Annotated in this window: 19 protein-coding genes and 1 pseudogene; 18 read left to right on the top strand and 2 right to left on the bottom strand. The window is 52.0% G+C overall.

Annotated elements, in window-relative coordinates:
- Positions 1-8: 8 nt before the first annotated feature.
- The 9 genes from cpaB to IMCC3135_RS22580 all read left to right on the top strand — a co-directional run bounded on the left by cpaB (position 9) and on the right by IMCC3135_RS22580 (position 8,579).
- Positions 9-863 (top strand): Flp pilus assembly protein CpaB, encoded by an 855-nt coding sequence (cpaB, locus tag IMCC3135_RS22620; protein ID WP_088919654.1) that lies wholly within the window; start codon positions 9-11, stop codon positions 861-863.
- Positions 863-2,305, top strand: coding sequence for a type II and III secretion system protein family protein (locus IMCC3135_RS22615; protein ID WP_088919653.1), 1,443 nt, complete (start codon positions 863-865; stop codon positions 2,303-2,305). Before cpaB ends, IMCC3135_RS22615 begins: the two co-directional genes overlap by 1 nt.
- A gap of 51 nt (positions 2,306-2,356) precedes the next feature.
- Positions 2,357-4,225: an ATPase, T2SS/T4P/T4SS family gene (locus IMCC3135_RS22610; RefSeq protein ID WP_088919652.1), complete on the top strand. Its 1,869-nt coding sequence runs from the start codon at positions 2,357-2,359 to the stop codon at positions 4,223-4,225.
- Positions 4,222-5,070 carry a type II secretion system F family protein gene (locus tag IMCC3135_RS22605; protein WP_088919651.1) on the top strand — a complete coding sequence of 283 codons (849 nt, stop codon included), beginning with the start codon at positions 4,222-4,224 and terminating at the stop codon, positions 5,068-5,070. Before IMCC3135_RS22610 ends, IMCC3135_RS22605 begins: the two co-directional genes overlap by 4 nt.
- Positions 5,067-5,978, top strand: a complete 912-nt coding sequence (locus IMCC3135_RS22600) for a type II secretion system F family protein (protein ID WP_088919650.1) — start codon at positions 5,067-5,069, stop codon at positions 5,976-5,978. The genes IMCC3135_RS22605 and IMCC3135_RS22600 overlap by 4 nt, the downstream gene beginning before the upstream one ends.
- Positions 5,979-6,052: 74 nt before the next feature.
- Complete coding sequence (locus IMCC3135_RS22595; RefSeq protein WP_088919649.1) at positions 6,053-6,679, top strand: hypothetical protein; 627 nt, start codon at positions 6,053-6,055, stop codon at positions 6,677-6,679.
- Entirely contained in the window at positions 6,676-7,071 is a 396-nt protein-coding gene (locus IMCC3135_RS22590) for a DUF192 domain-containing protein (RefSeq protein WP_088919648.1), read from the top strand. Before IMCC3135_RS22595 ends, IMCC3135_RS22590 begins: the two co-directional genes overlap by 4 nt.
- Positions 7,072-7,133: 62 nt before the next feature.
- Positions 7,134-7,586, top strand: coding sequence for a tetratricopeptide repeat protein (locus IMCC3135_RS22585; protein ID WP_157736208.1), 453 nt, complete (start codon positions 7,134-7,136; stop codon positions 7,584-7,586).
- A gap of 66 nt (positions 7,587-7,652) precedes the next feature.
- A complete protein-coding gene (locus IMCC3135_RS22580) occupies positions 7,653-8,579 on the top strand; it encodes a TadE/TadG family type IV pilus assembly protein (protein WP_088919646.1) in 927 nt (308 codons plus the stop codon).
- Positions 8,580-8,975: 396 nt separating this feature from the next.
- On the opposite strand, the gene IMCC3135_RS22575 is transcribed toward IMCC3135_RS22580, so the two are convergent.
- Entirely contained in the window at positions 8,976-9,299 is a 324-nt protein-coding gene (locus IMCC3135_RS22575; RefSeq protein ID WP_088919645.1) for a DUF6788 family protein, read from the bottom strand.
- Positions 9,300-9,478: 179 nt separating this feature from the next.
- On the opposite strand from IMCC3135_RS22575, the gene IMCC3135_RS22570 reads away from it, so the two are divergent.
- The 9 genes and pseudogenes from IMCC3135_RS22570 (at position 9,479) to IMCC3135_RS22530 (ending at position 17,871) form a co-directional block, all read left to right on the top strand.
- Entirely contained in the window at positions 9,479-9,820 is a 342-nt protein-coding gene (locus tag IMCC3135_RS22570) for a hypothetical protein (protein ID WP_169727513.1), read from the top strand.
- 170 nt (positions 9,821-9,990) lie between these two features.
- Positions 9,991-10,245, top strand: a complete 255-nt coding sequence (tnpA, locus tag IMCC3135_RS22565) for an IS66 family insertion sequence element accessory protein TnpA (RefSeq protein WP_088919643.1) — start codon at positions 9,991-9,993, stop codon at positions 10,243-10,245.
- Positions 10,242-10,610, top strand: a complete 369-nt coding sequence (gene tnpB, locus IMCC3135_RS22560; RefSeq protein WP_088919642.1) for an IS66 family insertion sequence element accessory protein TnpB — start codon at positions 10,242-10,244, stop codon at positions 10,608-10,610. Before tnpA (IMCC3135_RS22565) ends, tnpB begins: the two co-directional genes overlap by 4 nt.
- Before the next feature lie 251 nt (positions 10,611-10,861).
- A complete protein-coding gene (gene tnpC, locus IMCC3135_RS22555) occupies positions 10,862-12,328 on the top strand; it encodes an IS66 family transposase (protein WP_205737671.1) in 1,467 nt (488 codons plus the stop codon).
- Positions 12,329-12,517: 189 nt separating this feature from the next.
- On the top strand, positions 12,518-12,865 hold the full coding sequence (locus tag IMCC3135_RS22550) for a transposase (RefSeq protein WP_088919640.1): 348 nt from the start codon (positions 12,518-12,520) through the stop codon (positions 12,863-12,865).
- A 4-nt stretch (positions 12,866-12,869) separates the two neighbouring features.
- Entirely contained in the window at positions 12,870-13,538 is a 669-nt protein-coding gene (locus IMCC3135_RS22545) for a hypothetical protein (RefSeq protein ID WP_088919639.1), read from the top strand.
- Positions 13,535-13,786 carry a group II intron maturase-specific domain-containing protein gene (locus IMCC3135_RS35640; protein WP_088919638.1) on the top strand — a complete coding sequence of 84 codons (252 nt, stop codon included), beginning with the start codon at positions 13,535-13,537 and terminating at the stop codon, positions 13,784-13,786. Before IMCC3135_RS22545 ends, IMCC3135_RS35640 begins: the two co-directional genes overlap by 4 nt.
- A gap of 22 nt (positions 13,787-13,808) precedes the next feature.
- A pseudogene (tnpA, locus tag IMCC3135_RS22535) lies at positions 13,809-14,195 on the top strand (IS200/IS605 family transposase); the annotation flags it as partial.
- A gap of 508 nt (positions 14,196-14,703) precedes the next feature.
- A complete protein-coding gene (locus IMCC3135_RS22530; RefSeq protein ID WP_157736205.1) occupies positions 14,704-17,871 on the top strand; it encodes a thrombospondin type 3 repeat-containing protein in 3,168 nt (1,055 codons plus the stop codon).
- A gap of 231 nt (positions 17,872-18,102) precedes the next feature.
- Here IMCC3135_RS22530 and IMCC3135_RS22525 read toward each other — a convergent pair whose 3' ends face one another.
- Positions 18,103-18,471 carry a hypothetical protein gene (locus IMCC3135_RS22525; protein WP_088919636.1) on the bottom strand — a complete coding sequence of 123 codons (369 nt, stop codon included), beginning with the start codon at positions 18,469-18,471 and terminating at the stop codon, positions 18,103-18,105.
- Between the last annotated feature and the right edge of the window lie 12 nt (positions 18,472-18,483).

Genomic DNA, 18,483 nt, shown 5'->3' with positions numbered 1-18,483 from the left:
CAAAGTCAATGATTGATATTCCAGCCCGTGGTGGGCGCGAGCGAAAACGTCCGAAAAAACAGCTGCTGATGTTCGGTTTTGCGCTGGCACTGGGCGGTGGGGGTGTCTTCTACTCCAAACAATATATTGAAGAGCAGGTGTCCTACTACAAGGGGCAGCTGGACAAGACAGAACCGATGGTGCAAGTGGTTGTGCCGGTTCGCAAAATGGTACGCGGAGAGGTATTGCTGGCTAATGATCTTTCCATGCGTGAAATTCCAGAGAAGTACGCTGACTCCAATGCCGTTAATGGCAGTACCTACGATGTGGCCATTGGTCAGCGGATCGATTTTGATATTGATGAAGGACGCCCCCTGCTTTGGGCGCATCTGGAAGGTGGCCTGTCGCCGACCTTCAGTGGCAAGGTTGAGGATGGGCTGCGAGCCATGACCGTGCAGGTTGATGAAATCAACTCCATCTCCGGTTTTTTGCAACCCCAGGACAAGGTCGATCTGTTGCTCAGCTTTGGCTCTGGCGCTAATCAGCAGATATTCCCGCTGATTCAGCGTTTGAATGTGATCGCCACCGGCATCCAGACGATGGTAGATAAATCCTCCGGAGGCAGCACTCGCAGCTTCTCCACCATTACGGTGCATGTGACGCCCAAGGATGGTCAGAAAATCACGCTGGCCCAACAAGTGGGGAAGCTGACGGCCATGTTGAGAAATCCCGACGATGAAGCACCGATGAGTGAGGCTGCCATGACGGTTGCCGAACTGTTGAACATCAGGCCAGAACCGGTGGCAGCCAAACCCAGCTCCAAGCCGCAGCGAAAGGTTGCCAAAAAAGTAGTCGGTATTGAATACATTATTGGAGGCAGCTGATGAGGACAACAGCCAGACAGTGGGTGTCGTTTTTTATGGGAACCGTGTTAGCGCTGAGTAGCGGACCGATCGTGCATGCCGATGATAACGATGGCTGGTTTGAAGTGACCAGTGGATCAAAGGCGCAACCAGTCGAACCACTCGACTCCTTGCCAGTGGAACCAATGGACTCCTCCTGGCAGGCGGTCACTGCAATCGCTCCACTCACACTACCGCTTGTGCGTACAGAGCGGCCCATCAGGGAGAAAGTGGCGTTTAAACCAGAGCCTGTGTTGATGGAAACGCCAACACGCACTCTGGATGATAGTGAAGAGAGCGTGTTGCCAGTAACCGAGGCGCAGTTGGCTGCGGCGCGGCAACAACGTCGCAATCAACTGGCCGCATCCAGTGTCAGCACCATCAACGTTGATATGTTCGCGGGTGAAGTCAAGGTACTGGGGCAGGTTGAAGTGACTCGGGTGGCTGTGGGCAATGGCGATATCGTCCGGGCCGAGGTGTTGAAAACGGGCGAGTTGCTTGTCATTGCGCAAAGCGAAGGCAGTACTTCACTACGTTTGTGGCATAGCGACCAGACGCAATCCGATTTCAACATTCGCGTTAGTACCTCGGATCCGGAAACCCGTATTCGCATGGAGACCATGGTGCGGATGCATGTGCGCATGATCGAGTTTCGCAAGAGTGCTCTGGGGAAGCTGGGTATCGACTGGAGCGACAGTACGGCAGGGCCCGGCTTTGCCATTGCAGGAGATGCTATTGGCAACAATCTGTACCGCTTGCCCAGTGAAGGGTTTGCCGCTGATTTACCGAACACGGTCCAACCGTTTTCCACCTATTTCGGAATTGCCTCAAGCCTGACATCGCGTATCAATTTCATGGCTTCCACAGGGGATGCCACAACCCTGGCAGAGCCGGTGCTCAGCACGACCAGTGGTGGGACGGCCTCGTTTCTGGCTGGGGGTGAAGTGCCTTACCCCAGTGTCGGGGCCAATGGTCAGACCGTCGTGCAGTTCAAGGAATACGGCATCAAGCTGAACGTCTCGCCCAGCATCGATGCACAGGGCAATGTTCGCACCCTGGTGGAAACGGAAATCAGCCAGCTGGACCCGGCCGTCAGCGTGCAGGGAGCTCCGGGCTTGCTGACACGCAAAGCTCAGACACAGGTCAATGTGCGCTCCGGTGAGACCATTGTCATATCCGGACTAATGAGCGCTGAGAGCAGTAAGGATATCGACAAGCTGCCGGGCATCGGCAATCTGCCCATTATTGGCGGTCTGTTTCGATCACAGAATGCCAGGAACGCCGTCAGTGAGCTGGTGATATTCGTCACGCCAGAAATTGTCGAACCCAGCAGCACGCTCATGAATCCTCGTGAGCGAAAGATTCTGAATGCCTCTGACGAGCGGGTGGAGCTTGCACGTCAACAGATACCCCTTCTCGATTGAAATTGGATACCTGATTAATTCACGCCCCCTAATTTTGCACAGGATCACTCCATGTTTGATTTCTATTATCAGCAGGGCAATAGCCGCCGCAAGCTCTTCCAGGCGAAGGGCAGCCACTGCTCAGTCGGTAGTGCCCGCAACAATGATTTGATTATCGATAGTCGCCTGATGAGTAAACGCCATGCCGAGCTGCGGCTTGAGCAGGATGGCGTATATCTGCGCGATCTGGGCAGCCTGAGTGGCACCTGGATTAACCGGGAGCGCATCGTTGACTATGGCCCGCTGTCCGATCTGGATGAGATCGAAGTGGGTGATATCAGTGTCTCGTTTCGCAGCGTGCGAATGATGAGTAGTAATGAGGCCGAGTTGAATTCAATGAATGCCTCTCAGGGTGGCAATGCCCACCAGGATGCCGATGCCTCTCAGGACAAGAGCGCTGGACCCTCAGCGAATGCTGCCAGAAGGTTTGACAGACAGGAGATGAGTCCCGCCTCTGCAGGGCAGAGTTCAACAGCAGGCCAGACAGTAGGTGACTTTGAAGAGGCAGGGGCTGGTATTACAAGTGATAACGGCGCACAAAACGAGGAAGTTTCGCAAGCCAATCTTGAGGATGCAGACGACAAGAAATTTGATCAGGCCCTGGCCTATTGGGGCCGGATCATTCATGAGCAGTTGCTGTTCCAGATGGATCTGCGACGCAAGGATGTCAATCGCATGTCCGATGAGCAGCTGCGTACCGAGTCCAGTCAATTAATCAGTGAAATCATTCGCAGCCTGTCCTCACAACTGCCCGACTCGCTGGATCGGGTGCAGCTGAGTGAGAATGTGCTGAATGAGTCAGTGGGTCTTGGGCCACTGGAGCAATTTTTGAGTGATGAGTCGGTCACTGAGATCATGGTGAATAATTATCGTGAGATTTTTGTAGAACGCGCAGGCCGACTTGAGCGATCCAGCGCGCACTTCAGTAGCGATGCCACCGTGTTTGCCGTCATCGAACGCATCATCACCCCACTGGGCAGGCGTATCGATGAAAGCAGTCCCATTGTCGATGCACGGCTCAAGGATGGCTCGCGAGTCAATGCGATTATTCCACCGTTGGCTCTGAAGGGGCCGAGTCTGACTATTCGCAAATTTCCCAAGCACCGCCTGCAATTCTCGGATCTGGTGGCTTGCGATTCGGTGAGTCAGGCCATGGTTGATTTTCTGCGTGTGTGTGTGGAGATGCGCAAGAACATCATTGTTTCGGGCGGGACCGGTTCAGGCAAGACCACCTTGCTGAACGTGCTGTCCAATTTCATTCCCGATACGGATCGTATCGTCACCATTGAGGATGCAGCGGAGTTGAAGCTGGTGCAGCCAAACCTGGTATCGCTAGAATCCAGACCTTCCAATCTGGAGGGCAAGGGGGCTGTGCCTATTCGCGATCTGGTGAAAAATTCCCTGCGCATGCGCCCGGATCGAATTGTGGTGGGCGAGTGCCGCGGTGGCGAGGCCATTGACATGTTGCAGGCCATGAACACCGGACACGATGGGTCTCTGACCACTATTCATGCAAATACGCCTCGTGATGTGTTGTCGCGACTGGAAGTCCTGATTCTGATGGCGGGTATGGACCTGCCAGTCACAGCGATTCGTGAGCAGGTGGCCTCGGCGGTCGATCTCATTATTCAGCAGACACGTTTTCCCTGCGGTTCGCGCAAAATTACCCGTATTACCGAAGTTGTCGGGGTGGAAAGCGGCACCGTACAACTTCAGGACATCTTTCGTTTTGAACAACAGGGCGTCAATGAGCAAAGACGGGTACGTGGTTATTTCTCGGCCACCGGCGCTATCCCGACTTTCTACGAAGAGCTGCGCAGTATAGGCATGGAAGTGGATTTGTCGGCCTTCAGGTCACGTGCTGAAGGAGGTTTGGGATGATGCTCTATGGGGTCATGTTGATATTGTTCATCAGCATCTCGTTCGTGGCCTACTTCTGCATGAGCACCACCACCGAAGCGGTTGATCAGTATTCGGAAAGGCTCTCGGTTTCGGCAGAATCGAACATGCGCAAGCTGTTCCTGTTCACTGATACGCGCAAGCTGATGATTATCTATATCGCTGCCATTATTCTGATACCGGTGTTTCTATTCGTAGCAGGTTTTGGTCTGTTTCTGTCATCGCTTGCCATGCTTGTCCTGTTCATGGCGCCCCGAGTGATGTTTGCGCAACTGGCCAAACGGCGACGAGTCAAGATCAACCAGGGACTACCGGATGCCCTGACACAGATCTCCGGTGCCATGCGTGCTGGTTCTACCTTCACGATGGCAATGCAGTCCTATGTAGATGAGCAGAAAGGGCCTCTGGGGCAGGAGCTGTCGTTGCTGCTGCGAGAACAACGGGTCGGTGCCCGCCTGGAAGATGCCCTGGATAGCCTGGCAGAGCGCGTACAAAGTGAAGAGATGGATCTGGTGGTATCCGCCGCTCTGATTGCCAATGATATTGGCGGCAATCTGGCTGAGATTCTGTTGAGCTTATCGGAGACGATCCGCCGTAAACTGGAAATGGAAGGCAAGGTAGGTGCCTTGACCGCACAAGGTCGCCTGCAGGGCGTGGTGGTCTCAGCACTGCCATTCGCCATCCTCATGCCGCTGATCTACTTCGAACCCAAGGCCACGCTACCCATATTCAACACTCTACTGGGGTGGGTCTTTCTGGTGGTCATCGTTGTCATGGTGGGTATTGGTGGCTTGATCATTCGCAAAATCGTGAATATAGATATATGAGTGTTCTTCTGATCAGTCTGCTGTTCGGCGGGTTTGTTGCCATCATTGTTTGGCAGGCCTATTCCTTCTTTCATCATGTACCTGATGAAGATCGTCACTTTCTGGATCGACCCGCATTGGGTTTCCGGCTGATGTGGCCATTGATTCAAGCACTGGTGCATTACACCGGACATTGGATGAGTGAGACGCAAGTCCAGTTGACCATGGCGAGACTCAAGCGCGGTGGCGTGGAATACAGCTTGTCGGCACAGCAGTTCTTTGCCTCCAAACTGCTGGCCGCCTTGTTTTTTGGTTTGACGGTCGCCTTTGCTGGTCTGCACATTGGTGGCGCCAGCTATATCGTGGGATTTATGGCGGGCATCGGTGGGTTCTTCTATCCCGAGCTCTGGCTACGCGAATTGACGCGCACTCGGACCACCGCCATCTTGCGCACCCTGCCGTTCTACCTGGATGTCATCACACTGGCGGTGGAGGCGGGTACCAACCTGACGGGTGGCTTGACTCAGGCTGTACAGAAAACCAGCGACACACCGCTGCGCCGCGAGTTCAGTCGAGTGCTGCGTGATATTCGCTCAGGCAAGACACGGGCGGATGCCTTGCGTGATCTGGCGGAGCGAACCGGGCACTCTGCCGTGGGCAATGTAGTGACAGGCTTGATTCAGGCGGAGAAAACCGGCTCCAGTCTGGGTCCCATTTTAAGAGCGCAAGCCCAGCAGCTACGCAGCCAGCGTTTTCAGTTGGCTGAAAAGAAAGCCATGGAAGCCCCGGTCAAGTTGCTTGCGCCCTTGGTCATGTTCATCTTTCCGACAACCGGGTTTGTCATCGGTTTCATCCTGCTCAGCAAGGCTTTGCAGGAAGGCATTGTGACCTGGGCACCACTGGTATGGGCCTATTCTTGGCCTAATTGAATTTTCAATTCATCACTATTTGAGCAGGCCGCACCGCAAGCCTCAAACCCGACGCAACTCCAAGGACAGGAATCATGCAGACCGAACCCCGTGAAAAGTCAGAGAATACAGCGTCAAAGCGCGGTTGGAGAGCGTCGGGTTTCCGGGGGCTGAGCACTACCTTGCTTCTGAGCGGAACCTTATTGCTGAGCAGTTGCAGCAACGATACGGTTCCCGTGGATGCCAACCTCACTCTGACACCGGAAACACATTCCACCCAGATTACCGAACGGCGTAATGCCGAAGGACAGTGTCTGTTCGACTCAGAGTATCACCTGGATATTCCCATCCTCCTGCAATTGAGCACCAGTAATGGTTCCCCCATCGGTGATGCTGAACTAAGCATCTATGTCGACTTTGCTGAAAATACCTATACGGGCCTGTCAACGCTTGAGCTTTATGACGACCTGAATAGCAATGGTGTCGTCGATGAGGAGTCCGAATATATCAGTGGTTTTGATGCGGATATTGCCCGAGTGAAAACAGATCAATGGACCGGATCGCGCATGTTATTGATGCGCGTCAATCTGTCGTGCTCGTTTCAAGGTGAAGTCTTTGCGTTCACCGGCGGCGTCAGTGCCCGTTCAAGTATTGAAGTGGTGGCCGATGACATTATTCAGCCCGAAGTGACAATCGATGAACCAACGGATGAGAAAACATGATGATAGGTAGATACCTGACGAAATGGGAGAATCAGTTTCTTGAAAACAAAGTCATACTGCGACGACTCAGCGCCCCTTTGCTGTATGCCTATGATGCCAATACCTTTGTCAGACGCCTGCGGGGCCTGCATGGCGTACCGCCACTGGGTCCGACTGATGCCTTGATTATTCGTCCCTGCAAGGCCATTCATACGTTCGGCTTGAACAAGCCCATTGATGTGATTTTCATGGATAGTAGCGGCATCATCCTCAAGCTGGCAACCGTCAGTCCACGCAGTGGCCTGTCATGTTTGAAAGGCGTGGTTGCCGTAGAGATGGCCGCCGGGACTGCCGTGCGAATCGGACTGGAGGTGGGGCAGAAATTTGTTCCGAGCAAGGGTCTGTGGGTGTGAGCCGGATAAGCCGTATTGAGGCCCTCTATTGGCATCGCCAGTTTGTCTGCTTGATCACTCTGATGGCAATCTTGGCTCTGCAGTCCTGTGCTATTTCATTCGGTAGTGATGATGTATTGACTCCGGCGCACAACAAATCAAATACCCATGCACAGTCTCAGCAGCTTGTTAATGAGTTGAATGAAGCCGATGCCGCTTATGCCGCTGGCCGCTGGGGGCGCGCATCGGCACACTATCGGGTTGTTCTCGAGCAAGTGCCCAATGATGCCTATGCCTGGTTCAGATTAGGGAATACGCTGACCCGGCAGGGACAGTACAGTCATGCCATACAGGCTTTTGAAACTTCCCTGCAGCATGAAGCTCGGCAGTCCAAACCCTGGTTGAATTTATCCACCGCACATCTGCTGGGTGCACAGCTGGCCACTTTGAAAGCACTGGAAGCGTTAGCCAGGAACGAGCCGTCCAGACAGGCCGTCGAGGATCGCCTTGAAACTTTGACACAACTGCTGCAGTAGGCGGCAAAGGCTTGCGGAGCAACAAGTACACAGCCTCTAATTGAATAATCCAGGGAAGGATACGATATGAAATTGCACACACATTCACCCAGCATTAACAGCCCCAGAGGGTTCCGGCAGCATCAGAACGGTGCGATCTTGGCAGAGTTTGTGATCATTGCGCCGATTGTCATGTTCATTGGCATGACCACGGTGCAGGCCGCACTGGTCTATCACGGTAAAACCACGTTGAACTATGCAACGTTTGAAGCGGCACGTACCGGTGCCACCAACCATGCGCAACTGGAGCTGATGCGAAAAGAGCTCGGTATCCGTCTTGCGCCCATTGAAGGCGGTGACGGCAGTGCGCAGAGTGCCATGGTGGCGATGGCCAAATCATCACTGGCGGTGCTCGATAAAAGCAGTACGCGGATGAAAGTGCTGAACCCGACCAGTGCCGCCTTCGAAGACTGGGGAATCGACAGCCAGGAGTTTAATCAGCGAGTATTGCCCAATACTCATTTGCGGCATCGAGAACACACCGTCGGCACAGAATCCGGATTAAGTCTGCGGGACGCCAATCTGCTGAAAATCGAGGTGACCCACGGCGTTGATCTGAAGGTGCCCTTTGTCAATACGTTAATCAGTAAAGCCATGCTGTTGGTAGACCCTGATAACGCCAGCTATTACTTGCGTAATCAATTTCCCCTCAAATCGGTTGCCACGGTGCGTATGCAGTCAGAGGCGTGGGAGGAGCAGATAGTCATGGCTAACTTGCCACCGGTGGCGGATACAGAAGATGACCCGACTACTGTTCCGGTTGATGGGTCTCAGAGCGTACCGGGCGAATCTGAGGATGATGGGGCGGTATTGGGTGAATGTGAGGAAGGGGAGTCTGGGTTGGGTATGAGTCCGGTGCTGATTGATGCGTCGGATTATGATCCGAATGAATGTTCGGGAGGGAGTTCGATATTTGATGGAGTGGGGGATGTGGAGGGCGGGTGTGGTACTTGATAAGCTATGACGATGCGCTCGGCTAAGGGTACCGCTGCTTATATCAAACACTGTCTGACAAACAATTCGAATCAGCGCCTCAACTTACTAAAGATTCGTTGCCCGAAGAAGTATGCCCCTGGAACAAGACCAATACTGCCACCAAACGCGATTGCACCCGGTGTTGTCATTTGCCCTTCTACCAGCAGCGCGACCACAAATACCGTACCTAGAAGTACTGATAGGGCCATGTTTTTCCCGTATCGCCGGCGCGAGCGCAGCATCGGCGTCGTGGGGTTCGCTAACGGATTCAGTGACCCTGAAAAGAATACGTAAGTAAGATATCTCAAGAGTGGAAAGTTTGAGCGCTGTTTCCCGTTCCAGACAGCCGCCAGAAATCAGAGTGATTCAACCCTCTCATGACGCGCTCTTCTGCCGTTCCCGTTCAAGCTTTATGGACAGCTTTGATCGCTCGATGCCCAGCTCTACCCATTCGGCACACAGTGCTTTGAAGGTTTTGTAGTTCTCGGTTTGCCTCGTTAACGTTTTCAGGTTTTTTCTGCTCACGTACTCGGATTGCTTTTTTGCACCGATCACCCAATTCAACTGATGATAGGGGTAGCTCTTGGTCTCAGCGCACCGATACTGCACTGAGATTGAACCAGGGCGCATTTCATCGATCTGCTCCAGATCCCGTTTGATTCTTTCAATTCGCTTGTCAATCTGTTTGATTCTTTGCATTCTGCTCACTATGGTCTATAGCCGCTTATAGGACAATATAAGCTTAGGCGTGCTATGGAACTTTGGACTCTCTGGTGGGATGCCCTCTATCGGCTCCGTCCTGCTTTCTCCTACAAGGCCCGTTCCTCTGGTTCGCCCTGATCGTAGCGGGTCTGTGTGTGCGCAGGGACCTGCTGGGCGTGACCAGTATTGTACGAGCACTGGGGTTGAAGCCCGCCCTTTACTCTAACCTGCTGCACACGATTCATAGTACAGCCATCGACCTGGATCAGCTCAGTTCGTTATGGACACGCAGCGCCTGCGAGCTGTTCCCTGACCCGGTTCGCTTCAATGACCGGCTGGTACTGCTCGGCGATGGGATCAAGATTGCCAAGCAGGGTCGCAGGATGCCAGCGGTAAAATTGCTTCATCAATCCAGCGATTCGAACACCAAGGCTGACTATATAATGGGCCACTCGCATCAGGCGATATCACTGCTGGTTAACGCCGGATCCAGTGCCTTTGCGGTCCCTTTGGTGTAAGCGACTTCAAATCAGCGTTATTGATTCCCCTTTCCCTACGCGCGAAGCTGTGTGCACCGACAACAGGAGCACCACAGCATGTCTACATTCAAGCCCCTTGCCGAACGCCGATCTTTCTGGAAGCAGCACGTCATTGACTGCAACAATAGCGGGTTAAGCAAGGCCCGTTATTGCGCGAACATCAACTGACCTACCATCAGTTGATCTACTGGCTTTCCCAGTTTGATTCACAGCCCGCAGCCTGTGCTGACCCGGAGCCACGCTCGATACCCAGCAACAGAACCTCACGATTGTTGCCGGTTGTGCTCCGTGATTACCAGGAGACGCCGACCGGCCTTCAAATCACATTGCCCAGCGGGGTCGTCATTACCGGCATCACCGAACAGCATGTGCCCGTGGCACTTCAGTTGCTCAAGCAGCTATGAAGCGTTACAGCTTACGGCCCGATGTGCAGCTTGAATGCGTCTATGTCTATCGTGATCCCGTAGATTTCAGACTCGGGTACCGTGGCTTAAGTGTGCTGGTCGAACACGAGCTGGGGATCAACCCTTTCAGTGGCAGTTTATTTGTATTCCGCAACCGCCAGTGTGACAAGATCAAATGCCTGTTCTGGGAGGACAACGGCTTTGTGCTCTATTACAAGGCATTGGAGAGTGAGAAGTTTCACTGGCCGAGTGATGAGGACACCTTGATCACGCTCACCGGTGAGCAGCTTAACTGGTTGCTCAGTGGGTATAACCTGACACTGATGAAGCCACACAGCGTCCTGCAATACGAGTCAGTGGCATGAGTCTTTCGAATGAAAAAATAGGCGGATGAACTCCCGTTTTATACTGTATTTACAGCGTTTTAATAACTCCTTATGGTAAAATACAAGCCATGATATGGGGCTTTTAATCAGCGCAGAATGCACAGCACGGTGACGAGGTTTTACCCGTCGGCGAGCTGCGTGTCGAGCGCTTCATTGCCCTGCAAAACCAACTGACACAGCAAAGTGACTCGCTTGTTGAACAACAGGATCTGATCAACAAGCACCAGCAGGTGATCAGTTCGCAGCAGGCACGTATCGCTGTTCTGGAAGAGCAGCTACGGCTCAGCCGGGTGCAGCGTTTTGGTCCCAGCAGCGAAACTAATCCGTTGCAACCTGATTTATTCATCGATCCCGATTCGATTGACGAGATGACGGATGCTCCGGAAGAAGACCCGGCCCCGATCAAACCCAAGAAACGGTCCAATCGCAAAAAGGGGCTCAACCCGGCCATCCCTCGCGAGCAACATCGCACCTACCTGAGCGATGAGCAACGCGAGGGGGCCGTGTCGACCTTCTTCGAGTCGGTCAAGGAAGAGCTGGACATCACGCCTGCCAGGGTGCGCGTGATCGAATACCTGCAAGAGAAGGCGGTCTACCTGGACGATCACGGTAAGCGCCAAATCGTTGCCGCAGAACGTGTACCCCACCCGCTGGGCAAGTGCATCACCAGTATCGGCTTGCTGGCCTATATCATCATTGCCAAGTTCGCTGATGGCCTGCCGCTGTATCGTCTGGAAGGCATTCTCAGGCGCCATGGGGGCGGCATCGGTCGCTCCACTATGGCCGCCTGGCTTATCAGATTGGCCGTGCAGCTCCAGCCCGTGATCAACCTGTTGCACGAGACACAGCTCAGCGCTTTCTATCTGCAATGCGATGAGACGCGATTACAGGTGCTCAGAGAGCCTGGTATGAAGCCGCAGGGCCACAAATGGATGTGGTTGCTGCGAGGCGGACCACCGGACAAACCGGTGGTGCTTTTTCGCTACGACAAATCCCGAAACGGTGAGGTCGCCAAGTCGTTGCTCGATGGCTTCGAAGGTCGCTATTTGCAGTGCGATGGCTACTCTGCCTATCCGTATGCTGTGCGCGGTACCCAGGTAAAGCTACTGGGCTGCTTTGACCATGCGCGGCGCAAGTTCAAAGAGGCAGAGAAAGCGCTGAGCGACAAGGCGAAAAAATCCGGCAAGGTGCCCAAGTGTACTGAGGCGCTCAGCATGATCAATACGCTGTACAGGCTCGAGCGCCAGATGAAGGAACAGGCGCTCAACGACGAACAGCGTAAAGTCTTTCGACAGCTGCATGCCGTGCCACAACTGGACGCCTTGCATGAGTGGTTGCAGGACAATGTCTCGACGGTGCCCCGCAAATCGCTGACCGGCAAGGCTATCCGCTACACGCTCAACCAGTGGGACAAGCTGATCGTCTACTGCGAGCATGGGCAACTGCACATCAGCAATGTGCTGGCAGAGAATGCCATACGACCCTACGTGATTGGGCGCAAGGCCTTCCTGTTCTGTAACACACCTGGAGGGGCAAATGCATGTGCCACCTTTTATACCCTGGTGGAGAGTGCCAAGGCCAACAGCTTGGACCCTTACGGCTACGTGCTGCATTTGTGCAGACACATTGCCACAGCGCAGACGGTCGAAGACATCGAAGCCTTGCTGCCCTGGAACGTCAAAGCGCAACTGCCGTAGCCAGCAGGTAGTCAGCAAGGCTTGTTGAGTCTGCTGCCGTCACACGCTATGAATCCCTTTTACCTGGTTGGCGCTGGAGGGCAATGAAATCGATAGTGAGCATCGGGTTCTGGCTCTTTCTGATAGTGCGCACAGGGTCGCGCGCGCGAGACCGCTAGTCAATAACGCTGATTTAAGGACGCTTACCCTTTGGTCAGTCGCATTCATGAAGGTATCGTGACCTCCAACCGAGACACCCGAACCCAGCATGACAAGATGATCAGCCTGCTGCAGAGCATCGACATGGCCTCATCGTTCTACTTTGTCGCCGATGCCTTTTACGCCAACCAGAAGATCATCAAAGGTCTGGTTAACGAGGGCAATCATCTGGTGACTCGGATCAAGAACAACGCGGTCGGTTACAAAATACCCAAACCCTGCCAGCGTCGAAAACGTGGCCGTCCAGCCAAGTACGGCGAGCGGATGCCATTGGCCTCGATACGTCACAAACCGGGTCCATTCCACAAGGGCACCCAGTCCCGTTTATGGCGACCATGAAGTCATGATCAAGTACCGTACGCGCGATTTGCTCTGGAAGCCTGCGGGGCGATTAGTCCGCTTCGTCATTGTGGAATATCCCAAGCGCGGTCATTGCCTGCTGATGTCCACGGATCTGAGCTTGAACGCACTGGAGATTATTGAGCTCTATGGACTGCGCTTCAAAATCGAGCATGGCTTCAAGCAAGCCAAAGGCGTGGTTGGCACTTACAGCTATCACCTCTGGATGCAGGACATGCAACCCCTACGTCGTCGCCAGGGTGATCAGTATTTACACAAAAAACCGAAGGTTTATCGAGATCATGTGCATCGCAAAGTCAAGGCTTATCACGTACAAGTGCAGGCCGGTCTCATTGCTCAAGGCCTGATGCAGTATCTGTCAGTCACCGAGGAGCAGCGGGTGTGGCGAGGCTCTGGCTCTTGGCTGCGCACAGTACGAACACACGTCGCACCTTCCGAACGTGTGGTTGGTATGGCGCTGCGATGTGCGCTGCCTGAATTTCTGCTGGGCAGTGGTGAAAGGCATGCCTTGGCGAAATTCATCACTCATTCCGGTCAGGTCAGGAATTTCAGAAAGTGGGTGTTGAACTCAATACTGAAAAAACGAAAGTGGTGGATTTGTCTGCTGGCGGTGTGTTCAGCTTTCTTGGTTTTCACTTCCGTCGCGCTATGACGCGCAATGGCAAGGTTGGTGTGCAGTTCATGCCAACAATGAAGTCTAGGAAGTCGCTGACACAGAAGCTGAAAGGAATTTTCAGGCGTTTCCAGCCTCAGCCAATCAGTCGGATTATCGGTATCATCAACCCGATACTGCGTGGCTGGGTCAACTATTTTCGTGTGGGTATGTCGAGCCGGTGTTTTGGAGTTCCCGGTAGGGGATCCGTAAACCCCTCGCCTTTAGGCGACGGATCATCAGGTTAGCGGGTTAGTGCAGCCTTGGGGTATGGAGAACTACAAACGTGGAAGCCATACGGTCTGGGATCTGAAATACCACCTGGTATGGACGACGAAATATCGATATCAGGTCTTGGGAGGTGACGTCGGGGTTCGATGTCGGGAACTACTGCGGGAGATAGCGATGAGTCAGGATATGGAGATACATGCGGGTTGAATTAATCGTGACCATGTCCATATGCTGATCTCGATCCCACCGAATTTGTCGATATCGCGGGGAGTTCAATTCTTGAAGGGAAAGAGTTCGCATAGATTGCTCTCGGAGTTCCGGCACTTGAAGAAGCGTTATTGGGGCCAGCATCTTTGGGCTCGGGGGTACTGGGTTGTGAGTAGCGGAAACGTGACAGATGAGGCTTGGAAGGAGTACATCAAAAATCAGAAGCCCCCGAGCCGGACGACGACCTCACTGTTGTTTGAGAGAGCAAGAATCGGCCGAATGGCCGATCGATCCGGCTTCAGCCGTAACCACAACCGACCGGCTTTAGCCGGTGGTTGTTGAGATACATCAAGGACTGGGTTGAAAAGAAGGCTTGGAGTCATTTGATGAAAGCCCGAGGTTACCGAGGTTTCGGTTGGGACAGATGGAGTAGGAGCTGGTTGTACAGCGATCTGGGATTGTTCTCTGACTATCATGTGCGCTATCCTGTTTCCGAAAGTGCTGCCAATCGATGAGTCCCATAAGCTTTTACAAGAAGTCATTAGGACAGCGTAGTGCGGGAAAACCGCCTGCTGCGTTGGACGTGGCGGGGGCTGGAAACGTGCCATTGGGTTACACGCCAGTCCTCGACCCTACCTGCGAGAGTCTGGAGGTGAGATTCCTCCGGTCTACTCATCCGTAGCAGTTTAATGGGGCGAAAGTCCAACAACTTGAAAGGATGATTGATATGTTTGGAGATCCTACACACGCTAGTTTTGCAAAAGCTCATGTGGTGCGAATATTTCTAGTAAAAGTTGTCTATCTCCGAAGTATGCTACTGGTTGTTCTTGTCAGTTGTATTTGCGTTCCGGTTTTACATGCCCAAGAACAGGACCCTTGTCTTGGCGCGAGTTTTTGTGATGATTTTGAAGGCTACGACAATGGAACTGATGTAACTACTAGCAGTGCTGACTGGAGTAAGGATTCATTTGCCATGGAGACTCTAGTGCTCGATCAGAAAACTGGTGGTAAAGCGCTCGTTAAAAGTGGTTTGGGAGCGAATGTTTATTTCAAGCGCGACAGGCTAGTGGCCTTTGATCTTGCAAAAATATCGAAGATTGAGTTGTCATTTGACATGGAATTACTGCCGCCCTTCTATGATTTTATGGGCTATGTTATAACTTTTAGTGACCGATACTTTCTGGAAGGAGAAGAGGCACAGACCAGCGACTTAGATCTCTTAGTAAGTGTTAGTAAAATTGGTTCATTTATCGAGGTTGACTCACGAATGGAGGGTCGCACATATGAAACAAGGGAGCCTGTGAGAGTGAAAGCCAGTGGATTTGTTCACTATAAATTTAGTATTGATCTAAATACCGGTAGAACCTCACTGGAAGTTGGGGGGGTACTGGTTCATGAATACGTAAATGCATCTCTGCCAACATCTGGTACTTACTATCATCAACCAAGCTTTAGTTTAGGAGGCGGCGAAGCTGGTGGTCCAGTCGCGTTGGACAATGTGAGGATGCGAATTACTAACGAGACTCCACAATATGATCTTCTGTCTCGGTTTTCGGACGCCGCCCCTACATTGGCTGTATACAGACTAGATGTTGGAGAAGATATAGATTTTAGAACTGAGCCGCAGATTCCCTCGGGAGAACCTTGGACTTTGCGATTTCTTAATACAAATGTGGCGAGCGACTACGCGATTTCAGGGGTCGGGCCTCAGGAGCTCTCTGTTGTTCAGGCTAACTACCCAATTGCAGGAGGGATATTCACGGTGGGAATTGAAATCGGTAATGAATTTTGGCTTCACCGAGGGCACTTCAGTGCAACCTGTCCAACGGGCTCGAACTCACAAGCAACTAATGACGATTGTGATTTAGATGGGCTAACTAATGAAATGGAGTCGCCGGGTCGAGGTGTAGATGGGAATAGTGACGGTATTTACGACTTTGAGCCCGCAGCAGAAGGCGCCAGCCTTACGATACCAACCGTATTCCTTGAGTATAATTTCCAGCAAGATATCAAACTTCTCGAGTTAGAAGATCGCCTGAGCGCTCTTGAGGAAAGAGGCCTTAGGGATAACACAGTTGTTTTTCCACGGGATTTTCCAAGGGATATGTTGCTGGCAGTCAAACTGGCATATTTAAAGAATGGCATACAACTTATTGTAGATTGGGATGCAGCAGATGAGATTCCAGCGGAGATCATCGAATCAGGTATGTCCGGTTATGACGCCGCGGTAGACACCGATGCTGGCCAGGTATTTGCAAATCTTTTCTTTGGTTTCGCGAATAACTCGGATATAGATAACGGTAATGGCAACTGTTTAGGTACTTTCGGTTCTGCTGTTGAACGTGCTAGAGCTGACTGCGAAGCTTTTCTGGGAGCCAAGGGCGAAGTATACAAACTGGCACTATTTGCCGAGAATATAGATGATAACGGGCGTACTGGAGCAGCTTTAATTGGAGGGCCCTTCCTCGCTTTCAACCTGATAACAGGACCACGGTCGATAAGTAGACTGCGACGATCGCAGCTAAGTGCACGGCAACTGGTATCGTCAGATGCAGGTACGTTGATGCATGAGTTAGGACATACATTAGGTTTGCTGCACGGAGGCAGCAATAGTATTCATTGCAAGCCGAATTACCCGAGTGTGATGAACTACCTGTACCAAACAGCCTACTTATCAGGTGATCGACCGCTTCGATATTCTAACGGTTTAGCCCCTGTATTCGATGAATCAAATGTTATTGAGTCAATGGGTTTTAGCTTCGGTGGCTTTCCTGTGATTCCCTTGAAATATTCTGAAATTGCGGGTACTTTCCTCATGGGAGAAAGAAATTATTCTCCAGATTTTGGTGTTGATTGGGATGGTGACGGAATTTCACGTGATGGGTATCCAATGGATTACAATTATTGGATAGGTGCTTTATGCGCTCCATCAAACATTTTGCGTAAAGATACTCTTAAGGATCATGACGATTGGAGTTTCATAAAAAACAGATTGGCACAAGATGTCGACAGCAGCAACAAATATGTTCTCGAAAGAGGGTTAGAGCACAACGAGTTACTTTCGACCATAGCGGGTTCTGATGTTGATGGCGATGGTGTCATATACGAGCTGGACAATTGTGCCATTGATTCAAACCCTGAGCAGCTGGATAGTGATGGTGATGGATTCGGTGACGCTTGCGACAGTTGTGCAGCTTTTTCTGACTCTGCACAAGCTGATCTAGATCTGGATGGTTTGAATGATGTTTGCGATCCGGCACCGTTGGCACCCTCCCTAATTGTTCCATCTAATAGTTGGGTTCAGATTTCGCTGCCAGCTGATGTGTATGGCTCGACAGTTGCTGAAGTATTTGGCTCTGTTTTGGATACCTCAACATACAACAACACATGGGTATTGTTCGATTACCTTACTGAAGCTGAAAAATATACTATTGTACCTCTCGGTAGTGTTCTTTCTGAAGGTAAGGGCTACTGGTTTACTCAATTGACAGGCTCAGATGTCGAGCTGCAACTGCCACCTTCCTTGAGCGTTCCAGAAGTCATTGAAAGTGCAGCTTGCGGCGACCAGAATGATTGTGTTTTAACAGACAATTTGTTCACTTCCAAACCAACAAGTGGAACACAGTGGGCCATGATCGGAAATCCTTTCATTGATTTTATCAAAGTGGATAACATCGATTTCGTGTATGAATTGGAAGGGCAGTGGCAAGAGCGATCGTTGGTGGATGGTGGCACAGACGGACTAACGTCAGAGGTCGTTTTTTCTTATGATGAATCAATTAGTGATTATCGTCAGTATGGTACGGGCGAGTCTTTGCCACCTTGGGTCGGTGGTTGGGTGGGATTTAAGCCAACAGTTAATCCATCTGTTACAAATGTTGGTGCAAGGTTCTAACCTGAATGAATCAGTGCGCCGTGCATAGGCGCCTCTTTTCAGTGGGGTGAAAGTCTCCCATACGCCAGCAATTCCCGCTGAGTTGGGCAATCTGACCGCCGCAGTTCTCACAAATTCTGCGGCCATGGCACAGCCTCGCCAGTTTAGTGCGCTTTAGCCAATTCGGTTTTTAATAGTGCTCAAGGGTTTCCTGCAGAGTGGGCCGAGGGTTGCGTCGTCATCGTTTGCTGATTATCCGCTATCAACCTGTCCGGTCTGCATTGACACAGAATCCGGATCAATCAGCAGCGCCATATAGGTTTGCCAGTCCGGTATTCGGAATGTGGTCATCATGACCCGCATTTGCATCCATAGTGTCTTCTTGGTTCCGCGACTCTTTCTTGCTTGCTGGAATACACGACACGAGTGTTCCTGAATCTGATCAACTAGGAACGCTAGCATCATCAATACAGCCAGTGTGCTGGATAGATTCTGTTTGCCGTGTCCGTAATTGTGTTCGAACTCGTAGCCCTGATTCTTGAGCACATTAAAAGTCTCATTCTCCACACGCCATCGAGTCCGGCCCGCTCGTCCGATAGCCTGAACATTCTCGATGCTCACCTCAAGGCTGGT

The sequence above is a fragment of the Granulosicoccus antarcticus IMCC3135 genome (assembly GCF_002215215.1).
Classification (GTDB): domain Bacteria; phylum Pseudomonadota; class Gammaproteobacteria; order Granulosicoccales; family Granulosicoccaceae; genus Granulosicoccus; species Granulosicoccus antarcticus.
The sequence above is the reverse complement of the archived record's forward strand: the minus strand, read 5'-3'. Positions and strand labels throughout refer to the sequence as shown.